The organism is Nocardia brasiliensis ATCC 700358 (assembly GCF_000250675.2).
Classification (GTDB): Bacteria; Actinomycetota; Actinomycetes; order Mycobacteriales; family Mycobacteriaceae; genus Nocardia; species Nocardia brasiliensis_B.
The window spans coordinates 4,375,211-4,388,322 of sequence record NC_018681.1 but is presented as its reverse complement, the minus strand read 5'-3'; the positions used below and the strand labels follow the sequence as shown (position 1 = coordinate 4,388,322).

12 protein-coding genes are annotated in these 13,112 nt (G+C 68.9%); 5 read left to right on the top strand and 7 right to left on the bottom strand.

Annotated elements, in window-relative coordinates:
* Window positions 1-38: 38 nt before the first annotated feature.
* Window positions 39-797 carry an NAD(P)H-dependent oxidoreductase gene (locus O3I_RS19705; protein WP_014984722.1) on the bottom strand — a complete coding sequence of 253 codons (759 nt, stop codon included), beginning with the start codon at window positions 795-797 and terminating at the stop codon, window positions 39-41.
* A 150-nt stretch (window positions 798-947) separates the two neighbouring features.
* Here O3I_RS19705 and O3I_RS19700 point away from each other — a divergent pair, with 150 nt between their 5' ends.
* Window positions 948-1,682 carry a PaaI family thioesterase gene (locus O3I_RS19700; RefSeq protein WP_014984721.1) on the top strand — a complete coding sequence of 245 codons (735 nt, stop codon included), beginning with the start codon at window positions 948-950 and terminating at the stop codon, window positions 1,680-1,682.
* 8 nt (window positions 1,683-1,690) lie between these two features.
* Here O3I_RS19700 and O3I_RS19695 read toward each other — a convergent pair whose 3' ends face one another.
* Window positions 1,691-2,725 (bottom strand): chitinase, encoded by a 1,035-nt coding sequence (locus O3I_RS19695; RefSeq protein WP_237748382.1) that lies wholly within the window; start codon window positions 2,723-2,725, stop codon window positions 1,691-1,693.
* A 153-nt stretch (window positions 2,726-2,878) separates the two neighbouring features.
* Between O3I_RS19695 and O3I_RS19690 the strand changes: the two genes are divergently transcribed.
* Window positions 2,879-4,018 (top strand): hypothetical protein, encoded by a 1,140-nt coding sequence (locus O3I_RS19690; RefSeq protein WP_141691790.1) that lies wholly within the window; start codon window positions 2,879-2,881, stop codon window positions 4,016-4,018.
* A 63-nt stretch (window positions 4,019-4,081) separates the two neighbouring features.
* On the opposite strand, the gene O3I_RS19685 is transcribed toward O3I_RS19690, so the two are convergent.
* Entirely contained in the window at window positions 4,082-6,172 is a 2,091-nt protein-coding gene (locus O3I_RS19685; protein ID WP_014984718.1) for a phosphocholine-specific phospholipase C, read from the bottom strand.
* A gap of 75 nt (window positions 6,173-6,247) precedes the next feature.
* Complete coding sequence (gene sigJ, locus O3I_RS19680; protein WP_014984717.1) at window positions 6,248-7,135, bottom strand: RNA polymerase sigma factor SigJ; 888 nt, start codon at window positions 7,133-7,135, stop codon at window positions 6,248-6,250.
* A gap of 106 nt (window positions 7,136-7,241) precedes the next feature.
* Here sigJ and O3I_RS19675 point away from each other — a divergent pair, with 106 nt between their 5' ends.
* Together O3I_RS19675 and O3I_RS19670 are read left to right on the top strand one after the other, a co-directional pair.
* Window positions 7,242-7,820: an NADPH-dependent FMN reductase gene (locus O3I_RS19675; RefSeq protein WP_014984716.1), complete on the top strand. Its 579-nt coding sequence runs from the start codon at window positions 7,242-7,244 to the stop codon at window positions 7,818-7,820.
* 10 nt (window positions 7,821-7,830) lie between these two features.
* Window positions 7,831-8,322 (top strand): nuclear transport factor 2 family protein, encoded by a 492-nt coding sequence (locus O3I_RS19670; protein ID WP_014984715.1) that lies wholly within the window; start codon window positions 7,831-7,833, stop codon window positions 8,320-8,322.
* A 129-nt stretch (window positions 8,323-8,451) separates the two neighbouring features.
* On the opposite strand, the gene hrpB is transcribed toward O3I_RS19670, so the two are convergent.
* The 3 genes from hrpB to O3I_RS19655 all read right to left on the bottom strand — a co-directional run bounded on the left by hrpB (window position 8,452) and on the right by O3I_RS19655 (window position 12,633).
* Complete coding sequence (hrpB, locus tag O3I_RS19665) at window positions 8,452-10,893, bottom strand: ATP-dependent helicase HrpB (RefSeq protein ID WP_014984714.1); 2,442 nt, start codon at window positions 10,891-10,893, stop codon at window positions 8,452-8,454.
* 70 nt (window positions 10,894-10,963) lie between these two features.
* Entirely contained in the window at window positions 10,964-11,623 is a 660-nt protein-coding gene (locus O3I_RS19660; RefSeq protein WP_014984713.1) for a response regulator, read from the bottom strand.
* Window positions 11,620-12,633: a sensor histidine kinase gene (locus O3I_RS19655; protein WP_014984712.1), complete on the bottom strand. Its 1,014-nt coding sequence runs from the start codon at window positions 12,631-12,633 to the stop codon at window positions 11,620-11,622. Before O3I_RS19655 ends, O3I_RS19660 begins: the two co-directional genes overlap by 4 nt.
* A 177-nt stretch (window positions 12,634-12,810) precedes the next feature.
* On the opposite strand from O3I_RS19655, the gene O3I_RS19650 reads away from it, so the two are divergent.
* Window positions 12,811-13,083 (top strand): hypothetical protein, encoded by a 273-nt coding sequence (locus O3I_RS19650; protein ID WP_014984711.1) that lies wholly within the window; start codon window positions 12,811-12,813, stop codon window positions 13,081-13,083.
* The last annotated feature ends 29 nt before the right edge of the window (window positions 13,084-13,112 follow it).

Sequence of the window (13,112 nt, the reverse complement as noted above, 5' to 3'; positions counted from 1 at the left end):
CGAGTTGCGTAGCGGCGCGAGCCCGGCCGCGACGCGAGTCAGCGCGCAATGTGCAGCTCGAATCCGCTGGCCCCGTTCGGCTCCCGCCCCGGCTCGAGCCGCAGGCTGCGGTCGTAGTCCCCGCCGCCCTGCGGCCGGAACCCGATCGGCTCGGTCTTCGGCAACTCCGTCATACGGGCGCGCAGATCCGCGGCGACGGCATCGAAGCGGGCCGAATCGAGCCGAATAGTGCCGTGCACCAGGAACGGCGGCAGTACGTCCATCCCCGGGTAGTAGAGAATGCCGTGCTGGATCGGAAACAGCAGATCCTCCACGGGGCCGTTGATACCGCGATCCGAATACGACGGCTCTTTGCCGCCGATCGACACCACGAGCATCGCGCGCCGTCCCGCGAGCACACCCGCGCCGTACCGCGGCAGCGCCGTGCCACCGGCCCCGTAGGCGAAACCGCAGGTGAAGACCCGATCCACCCATCCTTTCAGGATCGCGGGCATGCTGAACCACCACAGCGGAAAGTGCAGCAGAACGGCATCGGCCCAGAGCAGTTTCTGCTGCTCGGCCTGGATATCGGCGCTCAATGTGCCCTGCTGATACGCCGCACCCGAGGCGAGCATGAAGTTGGTTTCGGACACCGCGCCGAAATCTTCGGTGTCCGCGTGTGCCTTCCAGCCCATCGCGTAGAGATCGCTGATCCGGACCTCGTGCCCGTCGGCCCGTAACTGGTCGACGGCCACGTCTTTCAATGCACCCGAGAGTGAGTCCGGCTTCGGGTGCGCGTACACGACAAGTACGTTCATTCCTGCTTTCTTCACGTCCCGTGGCAACACACGGGCATCCGGGCTGATTCCGGCGCACCATTGCGCCGCAGCTCACGACGGGTACGCAAGGTGGATCGACGCGACGCCGGTATCGTCTACCCGGCAGCACGACGGAGGGGCGCAGATCACATGATTCGAACGGACACGATCGTCGTGCCGGAGCACGTGCACGGGTATCCCGGCGTCGCGTTCGGCGGGTATGTCGCCGGTTTGCTCGCGGCACAGTCCGGCGCGCCCGCCGTGCGAGTCGACTTCCGCCGCCGCGTTCCGGTCGAGACGCCGGTGACCATGCGGCGCAACGACTCCGACGGGTTGCTCTTGACCGATCTCGAGGGCCTGCCCCTCGTCGAAGCCGTGCCTGCCACCTTGACACTCACCGCGCCGCCCGCACCGTCCTGGGACGAGGCGCTCGCCGTCACCGCGTCCGCGGCGCCGCTGCGGCACGAATCCGACTGCTACGGCTGCGGTTCGCTGTGCGCGCCGGGGCAGGGCCTGCGCCTGTTCCCGTGGCCGGAACGGGAGCAGAACCGCGTCGTCGCCGCCTGGACACCGGACGAGAGCCTCGCCACCGACACCGGCGACCTACCGACCGAACAGGTTTGGGCCGCCATGGACTGCCCCGGTGGGTGGGTGGCGATGGCGCTGCACACGCTGCGCCACGGCACCGTCACCGCCGCGCTCACCGCCACCCAGCTCGCGCCGGTGCGTGCGGGCGAGGACTACATCTCCTACGCCTGGCCGATCGCCGAGGCGGGCCGCAAATCCACGGTGGGCGTGGCTCTCGCCGCTCGCGACGGCGCGGTGTGCGCCCTCGCCGAAGCCCTGTGGATCCATCCGAAACCCGCTCCCGGCCATCGCGATTGACGTTCGGCTCAGCGGCCCTGCAGCGATTTGACGTTGTCGCCGAAGGTCCAGCCGCGCGATCCGTCCCAGTTGAGGGACCACGTCATCAAACCCTTCAGGCTGTTCGCCGCACCGGTGCCGTAGTGCTTCCACGCCTGGGACACCAGGCTCGGTGACATGTAACCGCCCCCGGCACCGGGCTGCGCGGGCAGGCCGGGGACCTGCTTGTCGTAGGGCACTGTGATCGTGGTGCCCTGGATGTTCAAACCCTTTGCCAAGCAATCGGTTTGCGCGGTGAAGCCCTGCACGGTTCCGGCCTGATACGAGTCGCCGGCACAGCCGTACATGCTCCCGTTGTAGTACTGCATGTTCAACCACCACAGGCGGCCGTTGTCCGCGTACTTCTTGATGATCGGCAGGTAGGCGCCCCAGATCGAGCCGTACGTGACGCTGCCACCGGTGACGTAGGCGGTCTCGGGCGCCATGGTCAAGCCGAATCCCGCCGGCATCTGCGCGAGCACGCCGTCGATGATCCGGATCAGGTTGGACTGCGATGCGGACAGGGTCTTGATGTTGCCCGAGCCGGTGAGTCCGGTCTCCAGATCGATGTCGATGCCGTCGAAGTTGTACCGCTTCAGGATCGGCACGATGGTCGCGACGAAACGGTCCGCGACCGCGCTCGAACTCAGATCGATACCCGCCGCCGCGCCGCCGATCGACATCAAGATGGTCGCTCCCGCGGCCTTGGCCTGGCACATCTCGGCCGGAGTCGCGACCTTCACGGTCCGGTCCATGCCGTCCTCCCAGCGGGCAGTACCGTTCGACTCGATCACCGGGAACGCCGCGTTGATCACGTTGTGGCCGTGCGCCGCGATCCGCGGATCGGTGATCGGGATCCATCCCATGCCCGGGTGCACCCCGTTCGACGCACCGTCCCAGTTCTCCCAATACCCTTGCAGCACTTTGCCGGTCGGCTTCGGTTTGGTCGCACACGTGTCCGCCGCGGGAGCCGCGTGCGCGGCCGGACCGACCCCCACCGCCAGCGCGCCCACCACCCCCACCACAGCCAGCAAACTCCGCACCACTACCGACCGACGCCCCCCACCTGAGCCATTTGTCCATTTCATATCCAAGTAGAACCACACCTACGAGATCGAACTCGACCACCGACAACTGGGGACGCAACCCGCCCACCTTGAACAGCCCCACCCCCACCGATGGGGAGATCGACCTCACCCGAAACCACGGCGCACCACAGCAACACCACACATCTCTCACGGCGACACTCCGGCGCGAAAACGCCGCCCAACCCACTCCCGGTTACCAATTGGAACCCTCCGGTCAGCACCTTCTGGAACCTGTCCATTTTCCTCACACTTTCCATAGCCATTCCATATGAATCCTCATCCGGCATCGGTAACGTCGCGCCCATGCCCTCCTCGGAGCACGAAGCACTCATCGAATTGTTAAGGCGCAGACCTGAATTCGTCACGGAACTACTCACCGACGTGATCGACACCCCACTCCCGGAGTTCGATGAAGCACGCCTGGATTCCGGCGACCTACCCGATATCCAACCCACCGAATACCGAGCCGATCTCGTGGTCACACTGACTGCCGCGACCGCCCCGGTCCTCGGCATCGTTATCGAGGTACAACTCCGGCACGACCGAGACAAACACTGGAGCTGGCCCGTCTATCTGACGACATTGCGCGCCCGACTCCGATGCACGGTTCTCTTGGTCGTGCTGTGCCCGAACGAGCGCGCCTCGAATCGTTGCCGCATGCCGATCACCGTCTCCCCTGGATTCGTCCTCGTACCCCTTGTGCTCAGCCCAGCCAACGTTCCCGTGGTCACCGATGTCCACACCGCCGAAACCAACCCCGATTTGGCCATCCTGTCCGCCATCGCCCACCGCGGGCACCCCGACCACGCCTCGATCCTCAACACCGTCGCCGAGACGATGCACCTGCTTCCTGCCACCGGCGAGTACATTGACCTCATCACGTCCGCACTCCCCACGGGTGCGACCCGGCACTTCTTGGAGATGCTGAAAATGACGAAAACCGGCCCCTACATGAGCGACTACTTCAACAAGATGCACTTCAAGGCCGAGGCGGAGGGCCGCGCCAAAGGCGAAGCCGAGGGCCGCGCCAAAGGCGAAGCCGAGGGCCGTGCCAAAGGCGAAGCCGAGGGCAAAGCCGAAGCGCTGCTCACAGTGCTGGGCGCCAAGCGCCTAGAAGTGACTCCCGCGCTCGAGGCGAGAGTCATCAACTGCACGGACGTGGATCAACTCGATACCTGGATCGTTCGCGCTGCGAAGTACGACTCGATCGAGGAGGTTTTCGCGGACTGATCTGCGGCGCGCCACACCGAGGCCCGCTTGGTCCAGCGGGCATGGTCGGGCCTCGGTGGTAATTCAGTCGACCTCGACGGCGGGGGGTTCGATACGGCCGGTTAGACGGCGGCTGAAGGTCGGGTCTTCGGTGCATGCGACGGTGAGGTCGTACCAACCGTCGTCGGTCGGCCAATCGACGGATTTGGTGGTGCCGGGCGGCAGGATCACTTCGTGCCGGGTCGCGGTGCAGCGGCGGGACGAGAGAGTCAATGTGACCTCGTCTCCCCCACCGTTGGCCAGGTCGACCGATAGGCTACCGCGGCGGATCAGTTGGCGGACAACGATATCGGCGGCTGCGCCCGAGGTGTTCCCGCGCAGTTCGTGCCAGAAGCGATTCGGGCCCTGTACGGCAACGTCGTAATCCCCTGCGACGGTGACGATTTCGGTTGCCTCGTGCACGACATCGAGGTGGACCGGGAAGCCGGACTCGCCCGCATAGCTGTAGAGGGCGAAGTGCGCGGGTCGCGCACCAGTGTTGCGCAGCGTCACCGCCAGCCGGGTGGGCGAACGCAGCACGGCCGACACCGTCGGCTGATAGGGCAACGCCCGCGCCGGTCGGCGGCCGGGCTCCTGTTCCGGAACCGATTGCGCGGGTGGCGGATCCGGCATCCACCGGGTGACGGGCGCGGGCACCGGTCCGGGACGGTGCAGCGTCGGCGGCCTGCCGGGGTTCGTGAAATCGAAGGCCGAGGTCAGGTCGCCACAGGCGGTGCGCCGCCACTCACTGATATTCGGTTCGGCGACGCCGGTCCAGGTTTCCAGGAAGCGCAGCACCGAGGTGTGGTCGAACACCTCGGAGTCGACGAAACCGCCGATGGTCCACGGCGAGACCACCACCATCGGCACCCGCGGTCCGAGCCCGATCGCCTGTCCCTGGTACCAGTCGTCGCCCTCGCCGTCCGCGGGTCGCGGCGGCACGGGCGGCGGCACGTGGTCGAAGAAGCCGTCGTTCTCGTCGAAGGTGATGAACAGCGCTGTCTTCGACCAGGTTCCGGGGTCCGACGCGAGGACGTCGAGCAGTTCGTAGATCAGGTTCGCGCTGGCCACCGGCGTCGAACCGGACGGATGTTCGCTCAGCGCCTGCGGCGGCACCAGCCACGTCACCGCGGGCAGGGTGCCCGCGGTGACGTCGGCGCGAAAACGTTGCAGCAACGTTCCCGGCGCGCTGCGGTACATGGCACGGTCGAACAGGCTGCGCTGCTGCGCCGTCAGCCCGCCGAGTGCCGCGTCCAGCCGGCCGAGCAGCCGCTGCCGGTCGGCCTCGGGCAGGGTCAGCAGCGCGGTGTACAGCTGTTCGGTGGTCCGGTATCCCCCGTCGACCTCGGCCAGCAGTCGCGTGCCGATACGTTTGAACGGCAGGAAGTATTCGACGGGGTTGTCGGTGAAGTTGTCCCACTCCTGATAGATCTGCCAGGACACGCCCGCCGCTTCCAGCCGCTCCGGATACGTCGTCCATGCATAGCCGGGATGGTCGATCTCGTAGGCATCGTTGGCGACCGCCCGTTTCCGGGTGCCGGGCTCGAATCCGGTGGTTCCGGTGAAGAAGTAGTTCCGATTCGGGTTGGTCCCGCCGAACAGTGAGCAGTGGTAGGCGTCGCAGATGGTGAACGTCTCGGCCAGCTCGTATTGCAGCGGAATGTCGCGGCGCTCGTAATAGGTCATCGTGGCGGGCGTCTTGGCCGGGATCCAGCCGTCGTACCAACCCTGCGCCCAGGCCGCGGTACTGCCGTACCACTCGTGGTTCAGGGCGTCGAGATACTCGATGTCGCTGTCCGGCCGACCGGCCCTGGCCGCCGCGGCGCGCAGCGAGAACGGCAGCACCTCCGCGTCCGGTGCGGGAAACTGTCCGGGCGGCGCGGGCTGCGGTTGGTGGAACACCGAACGCCCGGTGCGCAGCCGCAACGGGGACTCGTCGCCGAATCCGCGCACCCCGCGCAGCGTCCCGTAGTAGTGGTCGAACGAGCGGTTCTCCTGCATCAACAGCACCACGTGCTCGATCTCCGCGAGGCCGCCGCGGCGCATGGGCGCGGCCATGGCGCGGTGCAGCGAAGGCGGCAGCAGCGACGCCGCCGCAGCCGCCGCCATGGAGCCGAACAGGTGTCGACGGGACATCGGGACCATCTCGGGGATGCTAGTGACCGCGGTTTACCGGGGCATGAACAGAGCAAACGCTACCGCGACGAGGGGTCACTCGGTCCAGGGCCGCAGCTTGTCCGGGTTCCGGATCACCCAGATGCGCGTGATCCGCCGATCCGCGATGTCGAAGGCGTACACCGAGACGATGGTCCCGGCGACGAGCGCCACCAACCCGGGCTGACCGTTCACCGTGCGTTCGATCAGCGTCACCTCGGGCGCCCGGGCGGCGATCTCGAGCCACGCGGCGGCGATCCGGGCACCGCCGCTGATCGGCTGCCGGAAGGCCGGAGCCAGTCCGCCGCTGTCGGCGGTCGCGATCGCCTGCGGGTCCAGCAGGCCGACCAACGCCTCGATATCGCCGGTCTCCCAAGCCTTCTTGAAATCCTGCACGACCTCAGCGCGTTCGGTGAGAGTGACGTCGCGGGACGTGCGGATCCGGCGTCGCGCGGAGGAGGCCAGCTGCCGGCAGGCCGCCGGGGTGCGCCCGACCACGTCGGCGACTTCGGCGAAGGAGTAGCGGAACACGTCGTGCAGGACGAACGCCACCCGCTCGGCCGGGGTCATGGATTCCAGGACCACGAGAAACGCCATGCTGATCGACTCGTCCAGGGTGACCCGGTCGGCGGGATCCGCGGGCATCGGCCCGCCGAGCCATTCGGAGCGTCCCGGCACCGGTTCCGGAATCCATTCGCCCACATACCGTTCCCGACGGGCGCGGGCCGAACCGAGCAGATCCAGGCAGATGCGCCCGGCGACGGTGGTCAGCCAGGCGCCCGGCTCGGCCACGGCCTCGCGTTGCGCGTCGGACAGCGCGTACCAGCGCGCGTACGCCTCCTGCACCACGTCCTCGGCCTCGGCCAGCGAGCCGAGCAGCCGGTAGGCCAGGTTGATCAGCTGACGACGTTCGCTGAGCACCGGCCGCGGTTGCGGATCAGTCATGGTGGTCGGCTCCTTCGGTCGATACGTTCCTTACCCAGACTGACGAAACAGCGACCCGGAATGTGAGCCGGCCTGACATTTCGCCCGGGTACGTCGTCGGTAGGGCATGACAATCAGAATCGGCATCATCCTCGGCAGCACCCGCCCGAACCGGAACGGCCCGCAGGTCGCGCAATGGGTGCTGGATACGGCGGCGGCTCGCGCCGACGCCGAGTTCGACCTCGTCGACCTGCGCGAGCACCCGCTGCCCCACCTCGACGAGCCGGTGGCGCCCATGTTCGGCCCGTCGGTGCACGCGCACACCCGCGCCTGGGCCGAGCGGATCGCCCCGTTCGACGGCTTCGTGATCGTGACGCCCGAGTACAACCACGGCGCACCCGGTGTGCTGAAGAACGCCATCGACCACCTGTTCGCGCAGTGGGCCGACAAAGCGGTCGGCTTCGTTTCCTACGGGGCCGGGGGCGGTGCGCTCGCGGTGGAGCAGTTGCGTCAGGTGTGCAGCGCCCTCGGCATGGCCGACGTGAGCCCGCAGGTCACCATCTCGGTGCTCACCGATTTCGAGAACTACACCGCTTTCCGCCCCACCGAGCGGCACACCGTCGCCCTGGACAAACTGCTCGAGAAGGTCGTCGCGTGGAGCACCGCGCTCGCTCCCCTCCGCCAGTCCACCCTCGTCACCTCCTGAGGAGTCGAACATGCTGATACCGAACGACTTCCGCGCACTCGCCGACCGCATCGAAATCGCGGCGCTCGGTGCCGAGTTCAGCGACGCCGTGATGATGCGCGACCCGGATCGCCTGCTCACCCTGTTCACCGACGACGCTGTGCTCCGCATCCCGGACGCGCAGATCGAACTCACCGGTCGCGCCGAGTTGCAGCACGCGCTGCCGCGCATGCAGGCCGCCTGGGAGTACTTCATCCAGCACACCCATGCCGGGGTCGTCGAGCTCGACGGCGACACCGCTGCCGGCCGTGCCCCCATCCTCGAACTCGGCCGATTGAAAAGCGGCAGTTCGCATTCCAACTACGCGATCTACCACGACCGCTACCGCCGCACGCCGGACGGGTGGAAGTTCACCGAAAGGGTCTACGAGATCCGCTATCTCGACAACTCGCCGCTGCCGGGTGCGCCGCCCGGCGAACACGGGTTGGACGTCGACGTCTCTGCGGCGCGCCTGCAGGGTTGAGCGGGCTGCGGCACTCTACCGCTGCCCGCGTTCGCCTCCCGGCGCAGCCGGTCGGGTCCCGGTGCGCACCGCCGCTCCCCGGGTGAGCCGACGGTTCGCCTGCCGAAACAGCAAGCACCCCAACAGCACTCAGTTGCCGCCCGCGTTGCGCGCGGTCCCGCGATGGGCGGGCACGGTGGTGGGGTCTTCCGGCCAAGCGTGTTTGGGATAGCGACCGCGCAAGTCCGCGCGCACCTGTAACCAACCGGCTTGCCAGAACGAGGCCAGGTCCGCGGTGACCGCCACCGGGCGCTGCGCGGGTGAGAGCAGGTGCAGCACGATCGGGACGCGCCCGCCGGCCAGGCGCGGCGCATCCGCCCAGCCGAATATCTCCTGGACCTTGACCGCGAGCACGGGCGGGTCGGCCGAGTAGTCGAGGCGGGGACGACTACCGGACGGGACCGTCAGCCGTTCCGGTGCCAGTTCGTCCAGCTGGGCGGCCTCCGGCCAAGGCAGTAGCCGACGCAGTGCCGTTCCGGCGTCGACGCGGGCGAGGTCGGCGCGATTGCGGGCTACCGCGAGTTCCGGGCCGAGCCAGAGTTCGGCGTCGGCGAGCAACGCTGCGTCGTCGACCGCGGGCCACGGCGCGCCGAGGGTGCGGTGCAGGAAGTCGAGGCGGTGGCGCAGCGAGACCGCCTCGGCATCCCAGCGCAGCACTTCGAGGCCGCGCTCCTGCAGGCCGCGACACACTGCGGCACTGAGCAATTCACGGTCGGGATCGCGAATCGGCCGCTCCGACAGCACGATCGCCCCCAGGCGTTCGACCCGACGGGCCACCACGTCGCCGTCCACCCAGTCGACCTCGTCCACGGTGCTCAGCAGGCTCGCCGCCGCGCGGCGCGCCAGCTGTTCGTCGGCGACTGCCGCCAGCCGGATCTGTCCATCGGAACGCCCTGGATCACGCGTCGCCACGCCGACCGCCAACCATTCCGCATCGCCCATTCCCGAACCCGGCGGCAACGTGACCGCGGTACCACCGGCCATGAGGTAGCTGGTCGAGCCCGGCGCGCGTCGCCGCGCGAGCCGTTCCGGATAGGCCAGTGCCACCACGAAGGCCGGTTCGTCGCGACCGTCCGGCGCAGCCACTGCGCGGGCCAGCCGAGCGACTTCGCGCTGCCAGCGACCGGGACGCGCACGGCGCAGCGTGCGCAGACCGGACACGAGATCGACACCGGACAGCAGGGTGTCGTCGTCGAGCACGGTCACCACCTCCGCGGCGGCCCGCGCGCCCACCTCGGCCGCACCGTCGAGCAATGCGCGCGCCAACCGGGGATGCAGACCGATCCCGGCGATGCGCCGCCCGCGGTCGGTGACCGTACCGTCGTCGTGCACAGCGCCCAACGCGCGCAACACTTCCCGGCCCGCTGCCAGACCACCGGGCGCGGGTGCGTCCCACCAGGCCAGGCCATGGCCGTCGGCCGTGCCCCAGCACGCCAATTCCAACGCCAGCCGCGTGAGATCCGCCGTCCGGATCTCCGGCTCCGGATACGCGGGCAGAGTGGCGTGCTCGTATTCCGGCCAGCACCGCCATACGTGGCCGGGGGCTTCGCGGCCGGCGCGGCCCGCGCGCTGTTCGGCGACCGCTGCCGAAACCCGCACTGTCGCAAGCCCGGACAGTCCGCGCCCCCGATCGATGCGGGGCACCCGGGCCAGCCCCGAATCCACCACGGCCCGTACGCCCGGCACGGTCAGACTCGATTCCGCCACGGCGGTGGCCAGCACTACGCGCCGCCGAACGCCGGGCCGCAGCACGGAATCCTGTCCGGCCGCGGAGAGCCTGCCGTGCAACGGGACGACGTCCACCTCGCTCAGATCGGCGAGAAGCGCTGTCGTCCGGCGGATCTCGGCCGCACCGGGCAAGAAGACCAGCACATCGCCCTCGGTGCCGACGAGCGCGGCCCGGACAGCCCGCGCGACCTGAGCTTCGACCCACTCGCGGGGCAACGGCGGCACATACGTCGTCCGCACCGGGTACGTCCGCCCGTCGACCTGCACCACCGGCGCCCCGCGGTCCGGATCGAGCAGTGCCGAAAGCCGTTCGGCCGCAACGGTTGCCGAGGTGGCGAGCACGCGCAGGTCCGGCCGCAGCCCCGCCCGGGCGTCGAGCAGCAACGCCAGCAGCAGGTCCGCGTCGAGGTGCCGCTCGTGACACTCGTCGAGCATCACCACGTCTACCCCCGGCAATTCGGGGTCGCCTTGCAACCGTCGCACCAGCAGTCCGGAGGTGACCACCTCGATCCGGGTGCCCGGTCCGACGCGCCGGTCTCCGCGCACCGAGTATCCGACGGTCTCGCCCACCGGCTCCCCGAGCAATGCCGCCATCCGCGCCGCAGCGGCCCGCGCGGCCAGCCGCCGCGGCTCGGCCACCAGCACCCGCCCGGTGCCCGCCGCCGCCAAGGCCAGCGGCACCAGGGTCGTCTTCCCCGTCCCCGGCGGCGCGACCAGCACAGCGGTCGCCCGCTCGGCCAGCGTCTCGACGAGACCATCGAGAGCGGGGCGGACCGGTAGCTCGGGCAGTTCGGGCAGTTTCATCGGCAACCAGTCTGCCGTCGCCGCGCCTCGGCGCGCGCAACCACCCACCCGGTCCGGCCCGTGCGACGGTTCAGGGTTCGATCAGCCCGGCCCGGATGGCGTAGCGGGTCAACGCGAGCCGGTCCCGCAGGCCCAGCTTCTGCATGACGTTGGCCCGGTGCCGGTCGACGGTCTTCACGCTGATGAACAGATCACCGGCGATCTCCCGCGAGGAGAACCCCTCGGCGACGAGTTTGACCACCTCCTCCTCACGCGGCGTGAGGATGCTGCGCGGCAACGCCTCGCCGTCGCGTGCGCGGTGCAACCAGTCGCGGATCAGCGAATTGACCGCGCCCGGATACAGATACGACTCGCCGCGCAGGGTCGCCCGGCAGGCTTCCAGCAGGTCACGATCGGCCACAGACTTCAAGACATACCCGGAGGCGCCGACCCGCAGGGATTCGAAGAAGTACTGCTCGTTGTCGTACATCGAGAGCATGAGAATCCGCACCTGCGGGTTGCTGCCCGCGATCTCGCGGGCGGCCTGGATCCCGGTCAACCGCGGCATCGCGATGTCGAGGATCGCCAGATCGACCGGTGTGGCGGCGATCTGCTGGATCGCGTCGTAGCCGTTGGCCGCCTCGGCGACCACGGTGAGATCGGGTTCGGCGTCGAGGATCAGCCGCAGACCCGAACGCACCAGGGCATGGTCGTCGGCGAGCAGGATGCGGGCCGGGGCCGCGGTCGTCACGAGCTACCTCCTGAATGGTGCTGCGGGATGGTCACGCACACCTCGGTGCCGTGTCCGGGCGCCGAATCGATCACCAGCGTGGCGTCCACCAGCAAGGCCCGCTCGCGCATGCCACGGATGCCCGCACCGTCCTCGACCACGCCGCCACGTCCGTTGTCGCGGACCCGCAGCACCAACGTGTCGTCCCGCGCGGACAGGCTCAGGCGCACCGCGGTGGCCTGCGCGTGCCTGGCGATATTGGTCAAACTCTCCTGCGCGATGCGATAGCAGACCAGCTCGACCTCTTCCGCGAGTCGTGGCAGATCGCGATCCACCGTGCGCGCCACCGTGATTCCCGCCGTGGTGGCGAATTCGCCGCACAGCGCGGCGAGCGCGCTCGCCAGCCCCAGGTCGTCGAGCACGTCCGGGCGCAGCCGCCGGGCGATGTTGCGTACCTCGTCGAGACACCCGCGCACGGTCTCCTGCGCGCCGTGCAACACCTCGGCCACGTCGGCGGGCGAACGATCGGCGGCCCGTTTCATCGAAAGCAGTGCGACGGTGAGGCTCTGGCCGATCTCGTCGTGCAGTTCACGGGCGATCCGGCGCCGTTCGCCCTCCTGCGCGGCCAGCGCCGACGCGCTCGCCGCGGTGCGTTCGGTGGCCAGGCGATCGACCATCGCGTTGAACGTATCGATCAGGCGGGACAGATCGCCGTTGCCGCGGTCGTCGAACCGGCCGCTGCGGCGCAACGGATCCACTCGATCCATCGAGGCGATCAATCCGTCCAGCGGCGCCAGGCTCGTCCGCAGCAGCAGCGCGTTCGCGGCCAGGATGACCGCGAGGCCGATCAGCAATACCGGGACCTCGGTCAGCCGCACCCGGGCCGACACCGTCGCCGGGGACAGCGCCAGCACCAAGGTGCCGAGCGTGAAGACCGCTCCGTTGATCAGGAAAATCCGCCGGTACAGGGCCTGGGCCGGCGTGCGCGGCCCCCGCCGGAACAAGCTGGCGGCACTGTCCGGTCGGTCCATCCTCCCAGTCTGTCCGGCGGTGCACGCCGGTGTCCATGGGGTCTGACACCCATTCCGCGACCGGCCGACTACATAGCCGTCACCTGCAGAGATGAGTAGCAGCACCGATGGTCGGCGAGCCCGGTGCCGACCGAGACTGAGGTCGGAAACCACGGGACCGCAGGAGGAGTATCCGGCATGGATGTCGATCGCACGACGGTGCCGGGACGAGGCACCGTGCACCATTTCCTGGCCCGCGGCGGTGCGCGTTTCGCCCTGCTCACCGCGTCCGACGGCGACAAGCACGTGCTCGTCTACGACGACACCGGCGACGAACCGGTGCAGATCGTCGCGCTCGAACCCGACGAAGCCGACCAGTTCGCCGCACTCCTGCACAGCGCCCCGCTCCCCGATCGGGTGGCCCGCCTCGAACGGCTGCTCGACACCCTCGCCGACGATCGGAACCGGTGATGCCCACCTTTCCCCCGCACGCGCAACGG

What these genes read in the sequence shown, in the direction of transcription:
- O3I_RS19705 (WP_014984722.1), bottom strand. Translation starts at nt 797, where the DNA reads ATGAACGTACTTGTCGTGTACGCGCACCCGAAGCCGGACTCACTCTCG.
- O3I_RS19700 (WP_014984721.1), top strand. Translation starts at nt 948, where the DNA reads ATGATTCGAACGGACACGATCGTCGTGCCGGAGCACGTGCACGGGTAT.
- O3I_RS19690 (WP_141691790.1), top strand. Translation starts at nt 2,879, where the DNA reads ATGGGGAGATCGACCTCACCCGAAACCACGGCGCACCACAGCAACACC.
- O3I_RS19685 (WP_014984718.1), bottom strand. Translation starts at nt 6,172, where the DNA reads ATGTCCCGTCGACACCTGTTCGGCTCCATGGCGGCGGCTGCGGCGGCG.
- sigJ (WP_014984717.1), bottom strand. Translation starts at nt 7,135, where the DNA reads ATGACTGATCCGCAACCGCGGCCGGTGCTCAGCGAACGTCGTCAGCTG.
- O3I_RS19675 (WP_014984716.1), top strand. Translation starts at nt 7,242, where the DNA reads ATGACAATCAGAATCGGCATCATCCTCGGCAGCACCCGCCCGAACCGG.
- O3I_RS19670 (WP_014984715.1), top strand. Translation starts at nt 7,831, where the DNA reads ATGCTGATACCGAACGACTTCCGCGCACTCGCCGACCGCATCGAAATC.
- hrpB (WP_014984714.1), bottom strand. Translation starts at nt 10,893, where the DNA reads ATGAAACTGCCCGAACTGCCCGAGCTACCGGTCCGCCCCGCTCTCGAT.
- O3I_RS19655 (WP_014984712.1), bottom strand. Translation starts at nt 12,633, where the DNA reads ATGGACCGACCGGACAGTGCCGCCAGCTTGTTCCGGCGGGGGCCGCGC.
- O3I_RS19650 (WP_014984711.1), top strand. Translation starts at nt 12,811, where the DNA reads ATGGATGTCGATCGCACGACGGTGCCGGGACGAGGCACCGTGCACCAT.